This is a genomic window from Pseudomonas sp. S2_F03, from assembly GCF_054668335.1.
On sequence record NZ_CP162759.1, the window covers coordinates 311473 to 329738 of the forward strand.

Annotated in this window: 14 protein-coding genes and 4 pseudogenes; 13 read left to right on the plus strand and 5 right to left on the minus strand. The window is 58.2% G+C overall.

The window, feature by feature from the left end; all coding sequences use genetic code 11:
• The first annotated feature begins 2 nt into the window (after positions 1–2).
• The 10 genes and pseudogenes from exaC (at position 3) to msrA (ending at position 10062) form a co-directional block, all read left to right on the plus strand.
• On the plus strand, positions 3–1523 hold the full coding sequence (gene exaC, locus AB4N76_RS01485) for an acetaldehyde dehydrogenase ExaC (RefSeq protein WP_460164012.1): 1521 nt from the start codon (positions 3–5) through the stop codon (positions 1521–1523).
• Positions 1524–1639: 116 nt separating this feature from the next.
• Positions 1640–2617, plus strand: a pseudogene (locus tag AB4N76_RS01490) (cache domain-containing protein); the annotation flags it as partial.
• A gap of 201 nt (positions 2618–2818) precedes the next feature.
• Positions 2819–3523: a methyl-accepting chemotaxis protein gene (locus AB4N76_RS01495; RefSeq protein ID WP_460164661.1), complete on the plus strand. Its 705-nt coding sequence runs from the start codon at positions 2819–2821 to the stop codon at positions 3521–3523.
• 78 nt (positions 3524–3601) lie between these two features.
• On the plus strand, positions 3602–5557 hold the full coding sequence (gene acs, locus AB4N76_RS01500; RefSeq protein ID WP_460164013.1) for an acetate--CoA ligase: 1956 nt from the start codon (positions 3602–3604) through the stop codon (positions 5555–5557).
• A 448-nt stretch (positions 5558–6005) separates the two neighbouring features.
• On the plus strand, positions 6006–6401 hold the full coding sequence (locus tag AB4N76_RS01505) for a DUF6678 family protein (RefSeq protein ID WP_077431972.1): 396 nt from the start codon (positions 6006–6008) through the stop codon (positions 6399–6401).
• A gap of 585 nt (positions 6402–6986) precedes the next feature.
• Positions 6987–7344: pseudogene (locus AB4N76_RS01510) on the plus strand (DUF6124 family protein); the annotation flags it as partial.
• A 233-nt stretch (positions 7345–7577) separates the two neighbouring features.
• Entirely contained in the window at positions 7578–7997 is a 420-nt protein-coding gene (locus AB4N76_RS01515; protein WP_077431970.1) for an organic hydroperoxide resistance protein, read from the plus strand.
• A gap of 526 nt (positions 7998–8523) precedes the next feature.
• A complete protein-coding gene (locus AB4N76_RS01520) occupies positions 8524–8976 on the plus strand; it encodes an Ohr family peroxiredoxin (protein WP_077431969.1) in 453 nt (150 codons plus the stop codon).
• Positions 8977–9060: 84 nt separating this feature from the next.
• On the plus strand, positions 9061–9513 hold the full coding sequence (locus tag AB4N76_RS01525; RefSeq protein ID WP_046030257.1) for an Ohr family peroxiredoxin: 453 nt from the start codon (positions 9061–9063) through the stop codon (positions 9511–9513).
• Between the two features lie 39 nt (positions 9514–9552).
• Positions 9553–10062: a peptide-methionine (S)-S-oxide reductase MsrA gene (gene msrA, locus AB4N76_RS01530; RefSeq protein ID WP_046030259.1), complete on the plus strand. Its 510-nt coding sequence runs from the start codon at positions 9553–9555 to the stop codon at positions 10060–10062.
• Between the two features lie 39 nt (positions 10063–10101).
• Here msrA and AB4N76_RS01535 read toward each other — a convergent pair whose 3' ends face one another.
• Together AB4N76_RS01535 and AB4N76_RS01540 are read right to left on the minus strand one after the other, a co-directional pair.
• Positions 10102–11190, minus strand: coding sequence for a polyamine ABC transporter substrate-binding protein (locus AB4N76_RS01535; protein WP_046030261.1), 1089 nt, complete (start codon positions 11188–11190; stop codon positions 10102–10104).
• Positions 11191–11229: 39 nt separating this feature from the next.
• A pseudogene (locus AB4N76_RS01540) lies at positions 11230–12530 on the minus strand (NAD(P)/FAD-dependent oxidoreductase).
• Between the two features lie 146 nt (positions 12531–12676).
• On the opposite strand from AB4N76_RS01540, the gene AB4N76_RS01545 reads away from it, so the two are divergent.
• Positions 12677–13588: a LysR family transcriptional regulator gene (locus tag AB4N76_RS01545; protein ID WP_460164014.1), complete on the plus strand. Its 912-nt coding sequence runs from the start codon at positions 12677–12679 to the stop codon at positions 13586–13588.
• Positions 13589–13708: 120 nt separating this feature from the next.
• Here AB4N76_RS01545 and ptrR read toward each other — a convergent pair whose 3' ends face one another.
• Positions 13709–14587 carry a putrescine utilization regulator PtrR gene (gene ptrR, locus AB4N76_RS01550; protein ID WP_046030266.1) on the minus strand — a complete coding sequence of 293 codons (879 nt, stop codon included), beginning with the start codon at positions 14585–14587 and terminating at the stop codon, positions 13709–13711.
• A gap of 100 nt (positions 14588–14687) precedes the next feature.
• On the opposite strand from ptrR, the pseudogene AB4N76_RS01555 reads away from it, so the two are divergent.
• Positions 14688–16077, plus strand: a pseudogene (locus tag AB4N76_RS01555) (aldehyde dehydrogenase family protein).
• 36 nt (positions 16078–16113) lie between these two features.
• On the opposite strand, the gene AB4N76_RS01560 reads toward AB4N76_RS01555, so the two are convergent.
• The gene (locus AB4N76_RS01560) at positions 16114–16485 is read right to left on the minus strand and encodes a nuclear transport factor 2 family protein (protein WP_077431965.1); all 372 of its coding nucleotides are present in this window, start codon (positions 16483–16485) and stop codon (positions 16114–16116) included.
• A 137-nt stretch (positions 16486–16622) separates the two neighbouring features.
• On the opposite strand from AB4N76_RS01560, the gene AB4N76_RS01565 reads away from it, so the two are divergent.
• On the plus strand, positions 16623–17291 hold the full coding sequence (locus AB4N76_RS01565) for a glutathione S-transferase family protein (protein ID WP_046030271.1): 669 nt from the start codon (positions 16623–16625) through the stop codon (positions 17289–17291).
• On the opposite strand, the gene AB4N76_RS01570 is transcribed toward AB4N76_RS01565, so the two are convergent.
• The gene (locus tag AB4N76_RS01570; protein ID WP_077431964.1) at positions 17288–18232 is read right to left on the minus strand and encodes an aldo/keto reductase; all 945 of its coding nucleotides are present in this window, start codon (positions 18230–18232) and stop codon (positions 17288–17290) included. The two genes, AB4N76_RS01565 and AB4N76_RS01570, sit on opposite strands and share 4 nt — an antisense overlap.
• Between the last annotated feature and the right edge of the window lie 34 nt (positions 18233–18266).

Here is an 18266-nt window from a genome sequence, read left to right on the forward strand (position 1 = left end):
CCATGAACTACGCCCATCCAGGCACTCCCGGTGCCATCGTTTCCTTCAAGTCCCGTTACGGTAACTACATCGACGGCGAGTTCGTCGCGCCGATCAAAGGTCAGTACTTCACCAATACCTCACCAGTGAATGGCCAACCGATTGCAGAATTCCCCCGCTCCACCGCCGAAGACATCGACAAGGCCCTGGACGCGGCTCACGCCGCTGCCGAGGCCTGGGGCAAAACCTCAGTTCAAAACCGCTCCCTGGTGCTGCTGAAAATTGCCGACCGCATCGAACAGAACCTGGAACTGCTGGCCGTCACTGAAACCTGGGACAACGGCAAAGCCGTACGGGAAACGCTGAATGCCGACATCCCGCTGGCTGCCGACCACTTTCGCTACTACGCCGGCTGCATCCGCGCCCAGGAAGGTAGCTCCGCCGAGATCGACGAACACACCGCGGCCTATCACTTCCATGAACCGCTGGGCGTGGTCGGGCAGATCATCCCGTGGAACTTCCCGATCCTGATGGCCGCCTGGAAGCTCGCCCCGGCCCTGGCCGCCGGTAACTGCGTGGTGCTCAAGCCTGCCGAGCAAACTCCGCTGGGCATTACCGTGCTGATGGAGCTGATCGGCGACCTGCTGCCGCCGGGCGTGCTGAACGTGGTGCAAGGCTTCGGCAAAGAGGCCGGCGAAGCGCTGGCCACCAGCAAGCGCATTGCCAAGATTGCCTTCACCGGCTCAACCCCGGTCGGCTCGCACATCATGAAATGCGCCGCCGAAAACATCATTCCGTCCACCGTGGAGCTGGGTGGCAAATCGCCGAACATCTTCTTCGAAGACATCATGCAGGCCGAACCGTCCTTCATCGAAAAAGCCGCTGAGGGCCTGGTGCTCGCCTTCTTCAACCAGGGCGAAGTCTGCACCTGCCCGTCCCGCGCCCTGGTGCAAGAGTCGATCTACGACGACTTCATGAAAGTCGTGATGAAAAAAGTCCTGTCGATCAAACGTGGCGACCCGCTGGACACCGACACCATGGTCGGCGCCCAGGCATCCGAGCAGCAATTCGACAAAATCCTTTCGTACCTGGAAATCGCCAAGGGCGAAGGCGCCGAGCTGCTGACCGGCGGCAAGGTAGAAAAACTCGAGGGCAACCTGGCGACCGGGTATTACATCCAGCCGACCCTGCTCAAGGGCACCAACAAAATGCGCGTGTTCCAGGAAGAAATCTTTGGCCCGGTGGTGAGCATCACCACCTTCAAGGACGAAGCCGAAGCCCTGGCCATCGCCAACGACACCGAGTTCGGCCTCGGTGCCGGCCTCTGGACCCGCGACATCAACCGCGCCTACCGCATGGGCCGCGCCATCAAGGCCGGTCGTGTGTGGACCAACTGCTACCACCTATACCCGGCGCACGCCGCGTTTGGCGGCTACAAAAAGTCCGGCGTCGGCCGTGAAACCCACAAGATGATGCTCGATCACTATCAGCAGACCAAAAACCTGCTGGTGAGCTACGACATCAATCCGCTGGGCTTCTTTTAAAGCTCAGCCACGGCTGCAGTAACAGACCGAGTCAGGCATCTCGACAGCAAACCTTGTTGTCGAGATGCCTTGAACTCAGATCGACGAATTGATTGCTAGACCCTTCGGAGTCCTCGATGAAAATCCGTTACAAGGTGAGCCTTGTGGCTGCTTGCGTGCTGTTCGTGACGACCAGTCTTCTATCGTTGGCTCAGGTAGAGCAGATACGTACGATTTTGCGTCACCAGGTAGAGGCGAGCATTTCCGAATCGAGCAATGCTGTGGCACGTCAGATCGAAAACTGGCTGAACGGCAAACTACGTCTGATGGATTTGGCATCCCAAGCGATCGACCGCCAGTACAGTGTGCAGGCGACCCAACGAATCATCGATTCGCCCATCCTGAAAGATGAATTCAAGTTGGTATTCGGCGCCCTTGAGTCTGATGGAAAACCCATCAAGAACACGGCCTCCTGGAATCCAAAACCTGATTATGACGGTCGCATCCGTCCTTGGTACGCGGCCGGAAAGGCCAGTCACCAAGCCGTTTTAACCGAGCCCTACAAAGATTCCACTACGGGTGAAATTCTAATCTCGACAGTCGCGCGGATCAGCGACGCAGGTCAGGTGCTCGGGGTATTTGGCGGTGACATCAGCCTGACTAACGTTGCCGATGCCATTAATACATTGGATTTCGGTGGAGCCGGTTATGCGTTCTTGCTAAGTAAAAGTGGCAACATCATTTCCCACCCGGACGCTGAACTGAACGGCAAGCCCTACAGCCAGCTGTTCGCAGGAAACGTCTTGCCCCTCGACAGTCAGCTTCAGGAGGTCCGCAACGGTGGAAAGTCCCTCCTGGTGTCCTTCATTCCGCTCTCTGATCTTAAGGGCATGGATTGGTACATCGGAGTGGTCCTGGATCAGGACATCGTCATGGCTGCAGCTCACATTCTGAGTTGGCGAGCCGTCATCGGCACCGGGATTGGAGTGTTGCTTAGCCTGTTGGTGTTGGGGCTGCTGGTTAGGCGGCTACTCCGCCCCCTGGATCAACTCAAAGATTCGTTGGCCGACATCAATCGCGGAGAAGGCGACCTGACCCGTCAATTGCCCGTGGTCGGCAATGATGAAATTGCGCTGGTCGCCGGGGAGTTCAATCAGTTCCTGCAGAACCTGAAAGCGCTCATTGGCGATGTGAAAAGTAGTTCACAGCAGGTCCGCGAGAGCACCACAGCGACGTCATGTGAAGCAGATCAGGCCGCCCACCGCGTACAGATTCAATTACAGGAACTGGATCAACTCGCCACCGCCATGACCGAGATGGCCTCGACAGCCGAGGACGTGGCGCGCAATGCTCAAGCCGCTGCCGAGGCGGCGATCGTTGCCACCGAGGAAACAGCAGACGGGGTGGCCCTGGTCTCGAAGTCAACGGGGGCGATCAAGCGTTTGGCTGACGAGATGGACGACACCGGTCATGCGATTAATGAATTGTCCACGCTCAGTCAACGCATCGAATCGATCGTGGCGGTCATCACCAGCATCGCCGACCAAACCAATCTGCTCGCGCTCAATGCGGCCATCGAGGCGGCACGTGCCGGTGAATCGGGACGCGGTTTCGCCGTAGTGGCTGATGAGGTGCGCTCCCTGGCCTTTCGTACTCAGCAATCCACTCAGGAAATACGCCTGATGATTGATCAATTGCAGACAGGTGTGAAACACGCCCAAGTGCGAATGCAGCAAAGCCGTGACACGGCCAGCAAGACTGCCGGGGACGCCAATGCAGCCAATGACACGCTCGAACGGATACGTGAGGCCATTTATCGCATCAATGACATGAACCTACAGATTGCCGCTGCCGCTGAAGAACAGAGCACCACGACCGAGGAAATCAATCGCAACACGACGAACATCCGCGATATCAGTCTTGAAGTATCCGCCAGTGCGGACAAACAGGTTCATCAATGCTCAGCGATGGTGGAGCACGTCGGCCATCAAGACAAACTTCTCGGTCGCTTCCGGATTTGAGTTTTGCAATCGCCCGAATGCTTGGGCTTCCGACCCGTTACAGATCACAAAAACAACTATTCCACCGAGGTAAGAAAGATGAGTGCGGCTTCCCTGTATCCCGTTCGTCCCGAGGTTCTGGCTAATACGCTGACTGACGAGGCGACCTACAAGGCCATGTACCAGCAATCGGTCGTCAACCCGGACGGTTTCTGGCGCGAACAGGCCAAGCGCCTCGACTGGATCAAGCCTTTCACCACGGTGAAGCAGACCTCCTTCGACGATCACCATGTCGACATCAAATGGTTCGCCGACGGCACGCTGAACGTTTCCTACAACTGCCTCGACCGTCACCTGGCCGAGCGCGGTGATCAGATCGCGATCATTTGGGAAGGGGATGACCCTGCCGAAAGCCGCAACATCACTTACCGCGAGCTGCACGAGCAAGTCTGCAAGTTCGCCAACGCCCTGCGTGGTCAGGATGTGCACCGCGGCGACGTGGTGACTATCTATATGCCGATGATCCCTGAAGCCGTGGTTGCCATGCTGGCCTGTACCCGGATCGGCGCGATTCACTCGGTTGTGTTCGGCGGTTTCTCCCCGGAAGCCCTGGCCGGTCGCATCATCGACTGCAAATCCAAAGTGGTGATCACCGCTGACGAAGGCGTTCGTGCCGGCAAGAAAATCCCGCTCAAGGCCAACGTCGACGACGCGCTGACCAACCCGGAAACCAGCAGCATCCAGAAGGTCATCGTGTGCCAGCGCACCGGTGGCGACATCAAGTGGAACCAGCATCGCGACATCTGGTTTGAAGACCTGATGAAAGTAGCGGGCAGCGTCTGCGCGCCGAAAGAGATGGGCGCCGAAGAAGCGCTGTTCATCCTTTACACCTCCGGTTCGACCGGCAAGCCGAAGGGCGTGCAACACACCACCGGCGGTTACCTGTTGTATGCGGCGATGACCCACGAGCGTGTGTTCGACTACCGTCCGGGCGAAATCTACTGGTGCACCGCTGATGTTGGTTGGGTCACCGGCCACAGTTACATCGTCTACGGCCCGCTGGCCAACGGCGCGACCACGTTGCTGTTCGAAGGCGTGCCGAACTACCCGGACATCACCCGTGTGGCGAAGATCGTCGACAAGCACAAGGTCAACATCCTCTACACCGCACCAACGGCGATCCGCGCGATGATGGCCTCGGGCACCGCCGCTGTTGAAGGCGCCGATGGCAGCAGCCTGCGTCTGCTGGGTTCGGTCGGCGAGCCGATCAACCCGGAAGCCTGGGACTGGTACTACAAGAACGTCGGCAAGTCCCGTTGCCCGATCGTCGATACCTGGTGGCAGACTGAAACTGGCGGCAACATGATGAGCCCGTTGCCGGGCGCTCACGGCCTCAAGCCGGGTTCGGCGGCACGTCCGTTCTTCGGTGTGGTGCCGGCCCTGGTGGATAACCTGGGCAACATCATCGACGGCGTTGCCGAGGGCAACCTGGTGATTCTCGATTCGTGGCCAGGCCAGGCACGTACGCTGTTTGGCGATCATGACCGTTTCGTCGACACTTACTTCAAGACCTTCCGCGGCATGTATTTCACCGGTGACGGTGCCCGTCGCGATGCCGATGGTTACTACTGGATCACCGGTCGCGTGGACGATGTGCTCAACGTGTCCGGGCACCGCATGGGCACCGCCGAAATCGAAAGTGCGATGGTTGCTCACCCGAAAGTCGCCGAAGCGGCGGTGGTCGGGGTGCCGCACGACATCAAGGGGCAGGGCATTTATGTCTACGTCACCCTGAACGGTGGCGAAGAGCCGAGCGAGCAACTGCGCCTGGAGCTGAAAAATTGGGTGCGTAAGGAGATTGGTCCGATCGCTTCGCCGGATGTGATTCAGTGGGCACCGGGGCTGCCGAAGACTCGTTCGGGCAAGATCATGCGCCGGATTCTGCGCAAGATTGCCGCCGCTGAGTACGATGGATTGGGCGATATCTCCACCCTGGCCGATCCGGGTGTGGTAATGCGGCTGATCGACACGCATCGCAGCATGAATGCGGCCTAATCATTCAGGCTTCATCCATGCTCCGACCGGAGGGGAAGGAATATCCGGCTTATGGCTTGTGTGCTGGATTTTTCGAAGCCCGTTGGAGAGTTGATCTATCAACTGAAGGTTGATCGCATGAAGGAAAGTATCTTGATACGCGCTGTCTCAGTTAGCTCTTGAGGGCAAGACAGTCATTCAGGTTCAAATATTTTCGCTGTAGGCCAGGTATGCGATCACATCGAGCGCTGAGTTTTTCAGAGGCGCTTTTCTGGTGTTTCCGTTGTTTTTTCAGTAGGAGTTTCCCGCTGAAGATTCCGTTTTGATTCATGCCCCCTATTTCAAAAATAAGATATGGATTTTGAACGCGACTCGAATATCTGAAATGGGGGGTGGCAACTGCACATCGCGACAGGCAGCCAAAAGCGATCATCCAGTCTTGAACACCAAAAAATCGATAGGACTGAATATGAGCGAACTACCGAGGTCCGGCGCGGGACATGATGATGCAACAAGGAAGAAAATCCATGCTGCCGTAGCTGCGAGAAACCTGGCAAGCGCATCGAACAATACCAAGTGGGATGAGCTGATCAACCATTTCCGCCAGCTTCAGGGTTGGCGTCCGTCTTACCGATCCAAGTCCGTCACAGGATATGTATCAGAATGGGATGTCGAATGGTTCGACATTGGCTTGTCGCAAGCAGTCCCCTCAAAAGGAAGGCTGCTTGCAGGTACAACCATTGACCATGCAAACGAAATATCGAAGGTCGTCGCACACATTGGATTCGAGTTTGACGTGCGCGCAGACGTTCTGAGAAGTTGGGGATACGTCCCAAAATCGTATGAAGACTTTCCACCTGCATGACAGGCTGAGATCAGCTGTCCGCTAAACCCTTCGACCATGTAATTGCAATGTCTAATCTGGACGCAGGGGCTGCAGTGGGCCGCTCTGCCGGTCGTAACCATGAAACATGGCGACTGTCTGCACATGTCAGAAACTGCCGAGATTCAGCCCGCGTTTCCAACCACCACTCGACCAGCCTCCCCTAAAAACATGTCAGACATTTCCTGGATTTCTGGAAGGCGTTCACGCGTTTAACGGCGCCTGTTTAAAGACATCCGAAGTTACTTCCCGAAGGCTACAAAACCTTGCGCCGTTACCTACGGCTAAGCCAGAATCCGCCGGCTTGTGCGTCGATGGCACGGGTTTTATCGTTTCCCGGTCGCTGAAAAACAGCGATCGGGTTTGGTAGCCCGTCTTTCACATGTCGCATAACGTCACCTTTTACAGATGCTTTTTAGGCATTCGTTTTTATGGTGGCCATGCGCAGGGCGCCCTCGGGCGCGCCGGATTTTCCATGTGGGCCGGTCTACCAACCTTCGTATGGCCACCACCTTTCGTTTGGTAGCGAAGGTGATGGCTCCGATAATCCCATATGGAGTTTCATCTATGTTCAAGGTAACGCCCAATCCACCAGACACCGAATCGCTAGACACCGACCCAGCCTCCCCCTACTCATCCCTCGATTCCAAAACTCCACGCCGCCGCCGAGCGTGCCCTCGATTTCTACCTCAACCCGGCGGCACTCATGAACGACACCCCACGCAAACCCAGCACCATCTACATCGTCGCGCCAGACGTCGACCATGAAACCTTGCTGGTTCAAACCTGCGAGAACCTGGCATCGGCCAGTGTCATGGCCAGCAACGTGGCGGCGTTGTTAGACGGCACCCACCGCAGTACCGTGCTGGCGCTGCAGCAGGTCATCATGCTGGGGGAATTGGCGGTGAATCGAATGCTCGATAACTTCTGTTCCGCCCAAGTAAGCACTCGCGCGTTAGCGAGGGGCTTGCCCTCCTCGCTCACGCGCGGATTTGTATCAATCTGTAGATTCTGCCGTGATCTTACACAGCGATACACAACGGCCGATTCACGACACACAGGCACTACATGAGGGTGTAACAGTCGCCACGTCGCCAGGAGGTCCATGACCCTGCGACCTGAACGATGAAGCCATCAAACCCTCAGCAGGAACCTGCCATGATCAATCAAATCGAGACTGTGCTTTACACCGGCAAGACCCACACCATTGGCGGCCGCGACGGTCAGTCCAAGAGTTCGGATGGACGCCTGGACATCAAGCTGTCCCCGCCCGGTTCGTCTGGCAGCGGCACCAATCCGGAACAGCTGTTGGCGGCGGGTTGGTCGGCTTGTTTCATCGGTGCTATGGGTAAGGCGGCAGTCGCGCTGAAGGTGACCCTGCCGAGCAACGTGGCCGTGGATACCGAGATCGACCTGGGCAAAACCGAGAACGCTTTTTTCCTTCAGGCACGTCTGAATGTCAGCCTGCCGGGCCTGGACCCGGCCGTCGCTCGTGCGGTGGTGGACGCGGCCCACCAGACCTGCCCGTACTCCAAGGCAACCCGCGGCAACATCGATGTCGAGATCAATCTGATTTGATCGCAACCCCTCGGCCAGCCTGCCTTTGGTGGCAGGTTGTGCCGATATTAGCTTTCCATCCTGTGACGCTTTTCCCAGGATGAAATCGGTCTAAAAAGCGCCCTTTACACAGCAGATGCTTTGCTATGCTCACTTATGTAGGTGAAGACGCAGACTGATGCGCAAGCGGATAGCAAGGAGACGTGGGGCACGTCCCGAAGGGTACACGGTTAGAAAGATCTCCGCGCTGAGATCCAGCCCTTACGCCGTGTGAAGCAGAAGTACATAACACTGTTCTGTCAGAGTCCTGATAAACCTTGTAAGCCAGAAACCAGCACTGGCCACCTACTCGAATTCCAAGCCCGCCTCGTGCGGGCTTTTTCGTTTCCGCCATTTACAAAACACCGTCCTCTCCACACCTTCGCACCACTCGTCGCCGAGGCCCCCTTCTCCCCCTTGACACTCATTGGGGTCTGTAGGATTATTATTGTATCGCATACGACATAACCGTATGCGACCAACAATCAAACTGTAGAGGATTCACCCCATGAGCAAAATCGAAAAAGTACTGGCCTCCGGCAAAACCCACACCACCCTGAGCGCTGTTGGTTTTACCTCGCGCGGTCATAACGGCAACCTCGATATCCAGCTGTCATCGCCAGGCAGCACCGCGCCTGCACACGTGTTCGAAGCCACCCAGCCGCACCCAAAAGCCGAGCAACTGTTCGCCGGTGCATGGTCGGCCTGCTACATCGCTGCCGTCGGCCTCGCCGCCAAGCAAAACAAAGTCGAACTGCCGTCCGACGTGTCGGTGGATATCGAAGTCGACCTCGGTCAAACCGGTAACGCCTACTTCCTGCAAGCCCGCCTGACACTGCGCGCACCCGGCCTGGATCACGCTGTTGCGACCAAACTGGCCCATGAAGCGGACCAGATCTGCCCATATTCAAAAGCGACTCGCGGCAACATCGACGTGGCCATCAACGTCCTCACGGCTTGAAGATCGGCCTTATAAACGCCCCCTACATATCGCATGCGACCAACACGCATGCGAAACAAACCGAACACATTCAAGAGAATCCTCATGAGCAAAATTGAAAAAGTCCTGGCCACCGGCAAAACCCACACCACCGCCAGCAGCACCGGCCACACGTCGCGCGGCCATAACGGCAGCCTCGACATTGCGCTCTCGTCGCCCGGCAACACCGCACCTGTACACGTGTTCGCCGCGACCCAGCCGCACCCGACCGCCGAGCAACTGTTCGCCGGCGCATGGTCGGCCTGCTACACCGCCGCTGTCGGGCTGGTGGCCAATGACATGAACGTGGTGCTGCCTGGGGATTTGTCCGTCGACATCGAAGTCGATGTCGGTCAGACCGGTCAGGACTATTTCCTCCAGGCGCGATTGACGCTGCGCGTGCCTGGCCTTGCGGACGACATTGCACGGACACTGGCGCACACTGCCGATCAAATCTGCCCGTATTCCAAAGCAACGCGCGGCAACATTGATGTGGACCTCAAGGTCCTGACGGCGTAAGAACCTGATCCAACTGGCTACTACTGAGGAGTGAGCACGATGACCACGCAAACCGAAACCGCCATCCTGGCCGGCGGCTGCTTCTGGGGCATGCAGGACCTGATCAGAAAAATGCCCGGCATCCTGTCTACCCGCGTCGGCTACTCGGGCGGTGATGTGGCCAATGCCACTTACCGCAACCACGGCACCCATGCGGAAGCGATCGAGATTGTCTTCAATCCGCAGGTGATCAGCTATCGCCAGATCCTGGAGTTTTTCTTCCAGATTCACGACCCGTCGACCGCCAATCGTCAGGGTAACGACATCGGCGTCAGCTACCGTTCGGCGATTTTCTATCTCAGTGAGGAGCAGCGCGACGTCGCCGAAGACACCGCGGCCGACGTCGATGCCTCAGGTCTGTGGCCTGGCAAAGTGGTGACGGAGATCGTTCCCGCTGGTCCGTTCTGGCAAGCCGAGCCGGAGCATCAGGATTACCTTGAAAAAGTGCCCAATGGTTACACCTGCCATTTCATTCGGCCGAACTGGAAACTGCCTAAACGTGCACTCTGAATCAATGACTTGGGTCCCGGCAACGGGCCCCAACGTTCATCAGGTATTAGTCTTCAACTTGGTCCACAACCGGGTACTCAACCGTGCAATGGCAGCCGGTAGTTCTTCTACGGTGAACAGTTTATCCAGCACACTTTTTGGCGGGTAAATCGCCAGGTCCTGCTTCACGGCCGGCACGACGTACGCATCAGCCGCACTGTTAGGGTTGGCGTAATGGATGCTGTTGCTGATGTTGGCAATCACTTGCGGCGTCAGCAGGTAGTTCATGTAGGTGTAGCCGTTCTTCTCGTGAGGCGCGCTCTTGGGCATGACCACCATGTCGAACCACAGCGTCGAACCTTCGTCGGGAATCGAGTAAGCGATGTCGATGCCGTTGTTGGCTTCCTTGGCACTCGCGGCGGCTTGCACAACGTCGCCATTGAACCCGATCACCGCGCAGACATTGCCGTTAGCCAGGTCGCTGATGTACTTGGAGGCATGGAAGTACTGCACGTAGGGCCTGATTTTGAATAACGCCTGCTCGGCTTTTTTGTAGTCCGCCGGTTCGTGACTGTGCGGTGGCAGGCCGAGGTAATTAAGGGTGATTGGCAGGACTTGCGTCGGGTTATCGATAATCGCCACCCCACACGCACTCAACTTTTTGATGTTGTCTTCATCAAAAAACAGTTTCCAGGAATGGGTGATGTCCGTGTTGCCGAAGATCGCTTTGATTTTCTCGACGTTGTAGCCAATACCCGCCGTGCCCCACATGTACGGATAGCCGTACTGGTTGCCCGGGTCGTTGACCTCGAGTTTTTTCATCAACGCCGGATCGAGGTTCTTCCAGTTGGGCAGCTGGCTCTTGTCGAGCTTCTGGATCGCCCCGGCCTTGATCAAGCGGGAGAGAAAGTGGTTCGACGGGCTGACTACGTCATAACCGGTGTTGCCGGTCATCAACTTCGATTCCAGGACTTCGTTGCTGTCGTGAATATCGTAAGTGGCCTTGATCCCGGTTTCCTTGGTGAAGTTGACCAGGGTGTCATCGGCAATGTAGCCATTCCAGTTGGAAATGTTGACCTGTTCTTCGGCATAGCTGACTGCCGACACCGTCGAGAGCAAGACCATCAGGGAAATCGTGTTAACGCGCATGTTCAATCACCTTTTTGTTCTTTTGTGATAACCGGGTTTCTAGAATTCTGTCTTTGCCCGAATGGTCTCTACGCGCATCCGAAGCATGGCACCGATGTCGAGCAACGGTCGCGGCGGCAGCCAGCCCGGCTGTGCGCGCTGCATCACCGAATCGAGCATTGGCGAGTCAATGCCTGAGGCCAGTTCCGCGAGCAACCGCCCCCACAACGTGCCGCGCGCCACGCCGGAACCGTTGCAGCCGGCCACGGCGTACACGCCCTCTTGCACCTGCGAAAATACGGCTGCCCGGAGCGCGAGGCGCTCAGGTGTCCGGTCCAGGTGTATTGGATGTCTTGCTCGCCCAGCCAAGGGAAACGCCGTTGCAAGCCGAGCACATGGTGCTGGCGACGGATCGACAGTTCGCTGGCGGACAAATCCCGGGAACGGTATTCCGCGGTGTTGCGGATCATGACCCGACGATCAGGGGTCAGCCGTACCGTGGCGCCGAGCGGCCGGGTCGACAAAACGCCCCACGGTTCCACGCTGCCCATGTTGCGAAACTCTTCGTCGCTTAATGGTCGTGTGAGACTGGCGCTGAGTTCCATGGCAAAGGTTCCGCTGCCCTGAATACCAGCGCGAGGCACGAAGGCGTTGAGGCACACCAGCACTTGCTTAGCCTCGATGCTGCCCTCGATGCCGTTGGCCCGCAGACGCCCTTTTGCCAGGCGTTCAAGACCGGTGATGTCGGTGTTTTCGTAGACGGTCACACGTTCCGGCAGCGCATCGAGCAAGCCTTGCACGTATTTGGCCGGTTGCAGCAGCGCATTGCCCTTGCCGCACCAGATCGCGGCGCGGTAATGCCCGGTGCCGAGTTTCTGCGCCAGTTGTTCACCTTCCAGATACTGCGCAGTTGCCCCGAGTGCCCGCAGCGTTTGCAACTTGGCCTCGACGTCGGTCAATTTGCGGGCATCGCTGACGGCAAAGTAGTAGCCCGAATCCCGAAACTCACACTGGATGCCGTGACGCAGAATCATCGCGTGCACCTCGGCATTGGCCGCACGTGAAATGGTGGTGTCCACCTCAAACCCGGCGAACCCGGGGTTGTCGATCAATTCATCGGTGCCCGGGTGTTCATGGGCCACCACAAAACCGGAATTGCGCGCCGAAGCACCTTGCGCAGCGCGCTGGCGGTCGACCACAACGATGCGCGCCTGAGGGTGCAATTGCGCGAGGGCGTGGGCGGCGCTCAAGCCGGTAATGCCGCCGCCGATCACCAGCCAATCGACTGTTTGGGGCCCTTTCAGACGATCACGTACTGGAGCGCTTTGAGCTTGCGCGATCCAGCCACATTCATTTTTCATGCGTCACCTGCCTAGACTCTTATTCCCGGCCTGCTCATGCGTGAATCGCATAGGCGATAAGTGATGGCAGCCGTCAGGGCTAGAATCTATTAGGTCTTCGGTGATACAACCAACGTTATAAAATCATTGAGCCATTCTGAAAACGCATGGATAAAATTCGCCACGTGCCCAACCTGCAGGCCTTGCAGGCGCTGGTGGAAGTCGCTGATGCCGGTAGCTTCACGCAAGCCGCGAACACGCTCTGCCTGACCCAAAGCGCCGTCAGCCGACAAATCCAGCAACTGGAGAGTCACTTCGGGGTGCCGCTGTTTGTGCGCAGCAGCCGCAGCCTTCGACTGACGCCGGAGGGCGAACTGGTGCTGACCAGTGCGCGCAGTATCCTTGAGCAACTGAAAACCCTCGAAGACCGCCTCTCCCCGCAAAAACGCCCGTTCCGTATCCGCATGCATGTGTCACTGGCGGTACGCTGGTTGTTGCCGAAACTGAGCGACTTCTATCGAAATCACCCGGATGTTTCCCTGTCGATCGAGACCGTGGCGACCGAAATTGTCGAGCCGGCCAGCGACAGCGATGCCTACATCCTCTACCTGCCCGAGCCGTCCAGCGATCCTGCGTGCCTGACCCTGTTCGAAGAAGCGCTGATTCCGGTGTGCGCCCCCGGCCTTGCCAGCGCTACCCGGCCGCTGGCGTCGATGGACGACCTGAGCGGGTTTGCCCTGCTGCATCGTTCGGCCGACAAACAAGCGTGGATCGATTGGCTGGCGGCCAATGGCGGCAAGTCGCTGGAGGACTACCGGCACATTCCCTTCAACCTCGACGAGTTGGCGCTGGATGCTGCGGCACGGGGTCTGGGGGTGGCGATGACCGACATGACCCTGGCCCAGGAATCGATCGAGCGTGGTGTGCTCGTCGTCCTCTTCGGCGCCCCGTTGAAGACCCGAGGGCTGTATTCGTTGTGCCTGCAACCCTCGGCCGCGTCCCATCCGGCGTGCGCGCTGATCATGCAGTGGTTTGCCGGGCAGGCCGAGGGGCTGGTGAGTGCCAACAAGCCCTTCTGACCCACACAAATCCCTGTGGGAGCGAGCTTGCTCGCGATAGCAGACTTACATTCAACATTGATTTCGGCTGGCCCACCGCTATCGCGAGCAAGCTCGCTCCCACAGGGTTATGGGGTGGTTTCAAGTTTGTTGCTGCACCACCCCACGTTCTTCCAGCAAACGCACAAACATGGTCAGGCTCTGCGACACCGTGCCTCGGCGCCATACCAGCCAGGTGCGCAAATAGCGGAAAGACTCCGACAGCGGCCAGATACTCACCGTGGTGCAACCCGGCATGCTTTCGAGCATGCTGCGCGGCATCAGCGCCAGGCCCGCACCGGCGCTGACGCACGCGAGCATGCCGTGATAGGACTCCATTTCGAAGATCTTGCCCGGCACCGCCGCGTCCTTGGTGAACCAGCTTTCGAAGTGGTGCCGGTACGAGCAATTGGAGCGGAAGGCGTAGATGTTTTCGCCGTTCACATCCTGCGCGCGATAAATCGGTGAATGGTGGAGCGGCGCGATCAGCACCATCTCTTCTTCAAACGCCGGCACGCCTTCCAGTGCCGGGTGCAACACCGGCCCATCGACAAACGCGGCGGCCAGCCGGCCCGACAGCACCCCATCGATCATGGTCCCCGAGGGGCCGGTGGACAGGTCCAGTTCAACCTTGGCGTGTTTCTGGTTATAGGCCGCCAGCAGCTCGGGAATGCGCACCGCCGCCGTACTTTCCAGTGAACCCAAGGGGAATGAACCTTGTGGTTCTTCGCCTGCCACGGTGGCGCGGGCTTCCTGGACCAGGTCGAGGATGCGCCGGGCATAGTCGAGAAAACTCCAGCCGGCCGGCGACAAACGCAAGCGGCTTTTCTCGCGGATAAACAGGTCCACGCCCAGGTCCTGCTCCAACTGCTTGATCCGCGTCGTCAGGTTGGAGGGCACTCGGTGGATGTGCTGCGCGGCGACGCTGATGCTGCCGTGCTCGGCAACGGCCTTGAAAATTTCCAGCTGAACCAGATCCAAGTCATTCTCCAAACGTGAACGTTATGCTCAGTATTATTCAGTTTCCAGAAATTTAACACCACCGTAACCTGCGCACATTCCCACCTAGCAGGACGGTGCCATGACGCAAGTTTCCAGCCTTACCCACGCCATTTCGATCAACCCGCTCAACGGCGAACAGATCGGCCACTACCCTTTTGAATCCGACTCGGCACTGCAAGCGGCTCTGGCCCGGGCGGCTGGCGGGTTCCGCGTCTGGCGCAAAACGGCTGTTGAGCAACGCTCGCAGTTGTTGATCGCCCTGGCCAAGGCCCTGCGCGACAACGCTGACGAAACGGCCAGCATGATTACCCTGGAAATGGGCAAGCCAATCACCCAGGCGCGCGGTGAAATCGAAAAGTGCGCACAACTGTGCGAGTGGTACGCCGAACACGGCCCGGCCATGCTCAACGCCGAAACGACGCTGGTTGAAGGCGGCAAAGCACGCATCGAATACCGTCCGCTCGGGCCGATCCTGGCCGTGATGCCGTGGAACTTCCCGATCTGGCAGGTGCTGCGTGGCGCCGTTCCAACCCTGATCGCCGGCAACACCTACGTGCTCAAGCATGCGCCCAACGTGATGGGCAGCGCTTACTTGCTGCTGGAAGCCTTCAAGACTGCCGGTTTCCCGGAAGGTGTTTTCGAAGTGCTGAACGTCACGCCGGAAGGCGTTTCCACGGCGATTGCCGATCTCGCATCGCTGCCGTGACCCTCACCGGCAGCGTGCGCGCCGGCATGGCCATCGGCGCTCAGGCAGGCGCAGCATTGAAGAAATGCGTGCTGGAACTGGGCGGTTCCGACCCCTTCATCGTGCTCGACGATGCCGACCTCGATGAAGCGGTCAAAGCCGCCGTGATCGGTCGCTACCAGAACACCGGGCAAGTCTGCGCGGCGGCCAAGCGCTTGATCGTCGAGCAAGGCGTTGTCGAGGCGTTCACCAGCAAGTTCGTCGAAGCCACGCGCAAGCTGGTGGTTGGCGATCCATTGCTCACCAGCACTTACATCGGCCCGATGGCCCGTTTTGATCTGCGTGATGAACTGATCATCAAGTGCGCGCCACCCTGAAGGAAGGCGCGACATTGCTGCTGGGCGGCAAGAAGGCCGAAGGCCCGGGTAACTTCTACGAGCCGACGGTGTTCGCCAATGTCACCGATCAGATGACGTCGTTCAAACAGGAGTTGTTTGGCCCAGTGGCGTCGATCATCACTGCGCGCGATGCAGCACACGCACTGGAACTGGCCAATGACAGCGAGTTCGGCCTGGCGGCAACCATTTTCACGGGCAACGTCGAACTCGCCCAACAGATGGCCGGCGAACTGGAAACCGGTGGTGTGTTCATCAATGGCTACAGCGCTTCCGACCCGCGCGTGACCTTCGGTGGCGTGAAGAAAAGCGGGTTTGGCCGCGAGCTCTCGCATTTCGGCGTACGCGAGTTCTGCAATGCGCAGACGGTGTGGCTGGATCGCCGCTGAGTGCACGCAGTGCCCGGTTTCCCAGGCACTGCTTTTTTATTCGTTGAAATAATAGAGCTTGTTAACAATCATCCAGCGCTCATTGATTTTCAGTAACGACAGATAATCCGTGAAGCGCATGCCGGCGTAGTCATCAATTACTTTGACGACGGCGGCATCCCCCGTGATATCGACGCTGAGTGTTTCCCAAAACGGTTTGACCTCTTTGGCCGCTGGCCCCACATCCTTGATTGCGCCGATAAAGTCATTCAGCGATAACCACTCCAGCTTTCCTTTGTAGTGACCGATGATGCGACAATCGGGATAAAACGCGTGCCGCAGCAGTACTTCGTCGGCGAAAACCATGCCATCTACATAATTGCGAACCACAACGCTGATGTGTTCTCTATCCAGCGATTGAGCAGTCATGTCATACCTCCAGCCTTCTCGTCCTCGCGTTGCCGGTGGAATTGATCGATCCAACCTGAAAAGTCTAGCACCGCATTTCGAACCGCCGCGCACGACGACTATGCTGGTAAAGATCACTCCCCCGCAGGAGCCCGAATATGCTGACGCTTTATTACCATCCGCTGTCGTCGTACTGCCATAAGGTGCTAATCGCGCTCTATGAACACGCTATCGATTTCGAGGGACGGCTCATTGATCTGGGCAACGCCGGCGAGAAAGCACAGTTGCTGGCGCTCTGGCCACTGGGCAAATTCCCGGTCATCTGCGACCACGCAGGCCAGCGTAACGTGGCTGAGTCCACGATTATCATCGAGTACCTGGATCGGTATTTTGCTGGGCACCACCTGCTGATTCCCGCCGACTGGGACACTGCGTTGGAGGTTCGCCAGTGGGACCGTGTCTGCGATAACTACCTGCAGACACCGCTGCAACAGATTGTTCTCGATCGCATTCTCGGAACTGAGGGTGACCTGACCCGACAACGCTCCACACTTCAGACCGTGTACGGCATGCTCGACCGGCAACTGGAGAATCGCACCTGGCTGGCCAGCCCGGAGTTCAGCCTGGCCGATTGCGCGGCGGCCCCGGCGCTTTTTTATGCCAGTACACTTGAGCCGTTCCCTGATGATCACACTCACCTGAACGCTTATTTTGATCGGCTGATGAACAGACCGTCCGTGCAACGGGTGATCGACGAAGCGCGGCCGTACTTTTCACTCTTTCCGTTTGCGCAGGACATCCCGCAGCGGTTTCGCCAGCGCACCTAACCCACGATATCGATCAATTGCTCGCGCTGTGCGCCGGTGAGCATCGGCCCGAAACCGGCACCGGCGTTGTCCGCCATGTAACGCGGATTACCGGTGCCGGGGATCACACAGGTCACCGCCGAATGTGACAACAGGAACTTCAATGCCAGTTGCGCCCAACTGGTCACCCCCACTTGTGCGGCCCACCCGGGTAACGGCTTGCCCTTCAATCGCTCGAGTAAACCGCCGCCCCCGAAGGGCCGGTTGCAGATCACCGCCACGCCTCGTTCGCGGCACAGCGGCAGGATGCGTTTTTCGACAGTGCGATCATCCAGTGCGTAATTAATCTGCAAAAAATCCAGCGGCTCGGCCTTGAGCAGCGCTTCTACTTCTTCATAGGCCGACGCCGTGTAATGGGTGATGCCGATGTAGCGAATGCGCCCTTGTTCCTTCCATTGACGCAAAGTCGGCAAATGGGTTTGCCAGTCCAGCAGGTTGTGGATCTGCATCAGGTCGATGCGGTCGGTTTGCAGCAGTTTGAACGAGCGCTCCATTTGCGCGATGCCTTCTTCGCGTCCCTGAGTCCACACCTTGGTGGCCAGAAAGGCCGGCGAGCGAGGTTCGTGAATAGACAGCAACTCACCGGTGGTCTGTTCGGCGCGGCCATACATGGGCGAACTGTCGATGACCGTCCCGCCTTTTTTGAACAACGCACCGAGCACGTCTGGCAGTTGTTTATAGGCGGGGCTGGCCGGCTCGACATCGAAACCGCGATAGGTACCTAGCCCGACAATGGGCAATAGCTCGGCGCTGGAGGGGATGGCGCGGGTCAGCATGGTCTTGCCTCCTGTGTCCGTCGACGGTGCAGATGCGGCCAAGGCCCGATCGAAGGTGAGCACCGCCGAAGCGCCGGCAGCCAGCGTGAGTAATTGTCGACGCGTGTATCCATCAGTGCCGCTCATCGTTTTGTCCGTCCGGCGCCATCCCGTTTGCCAT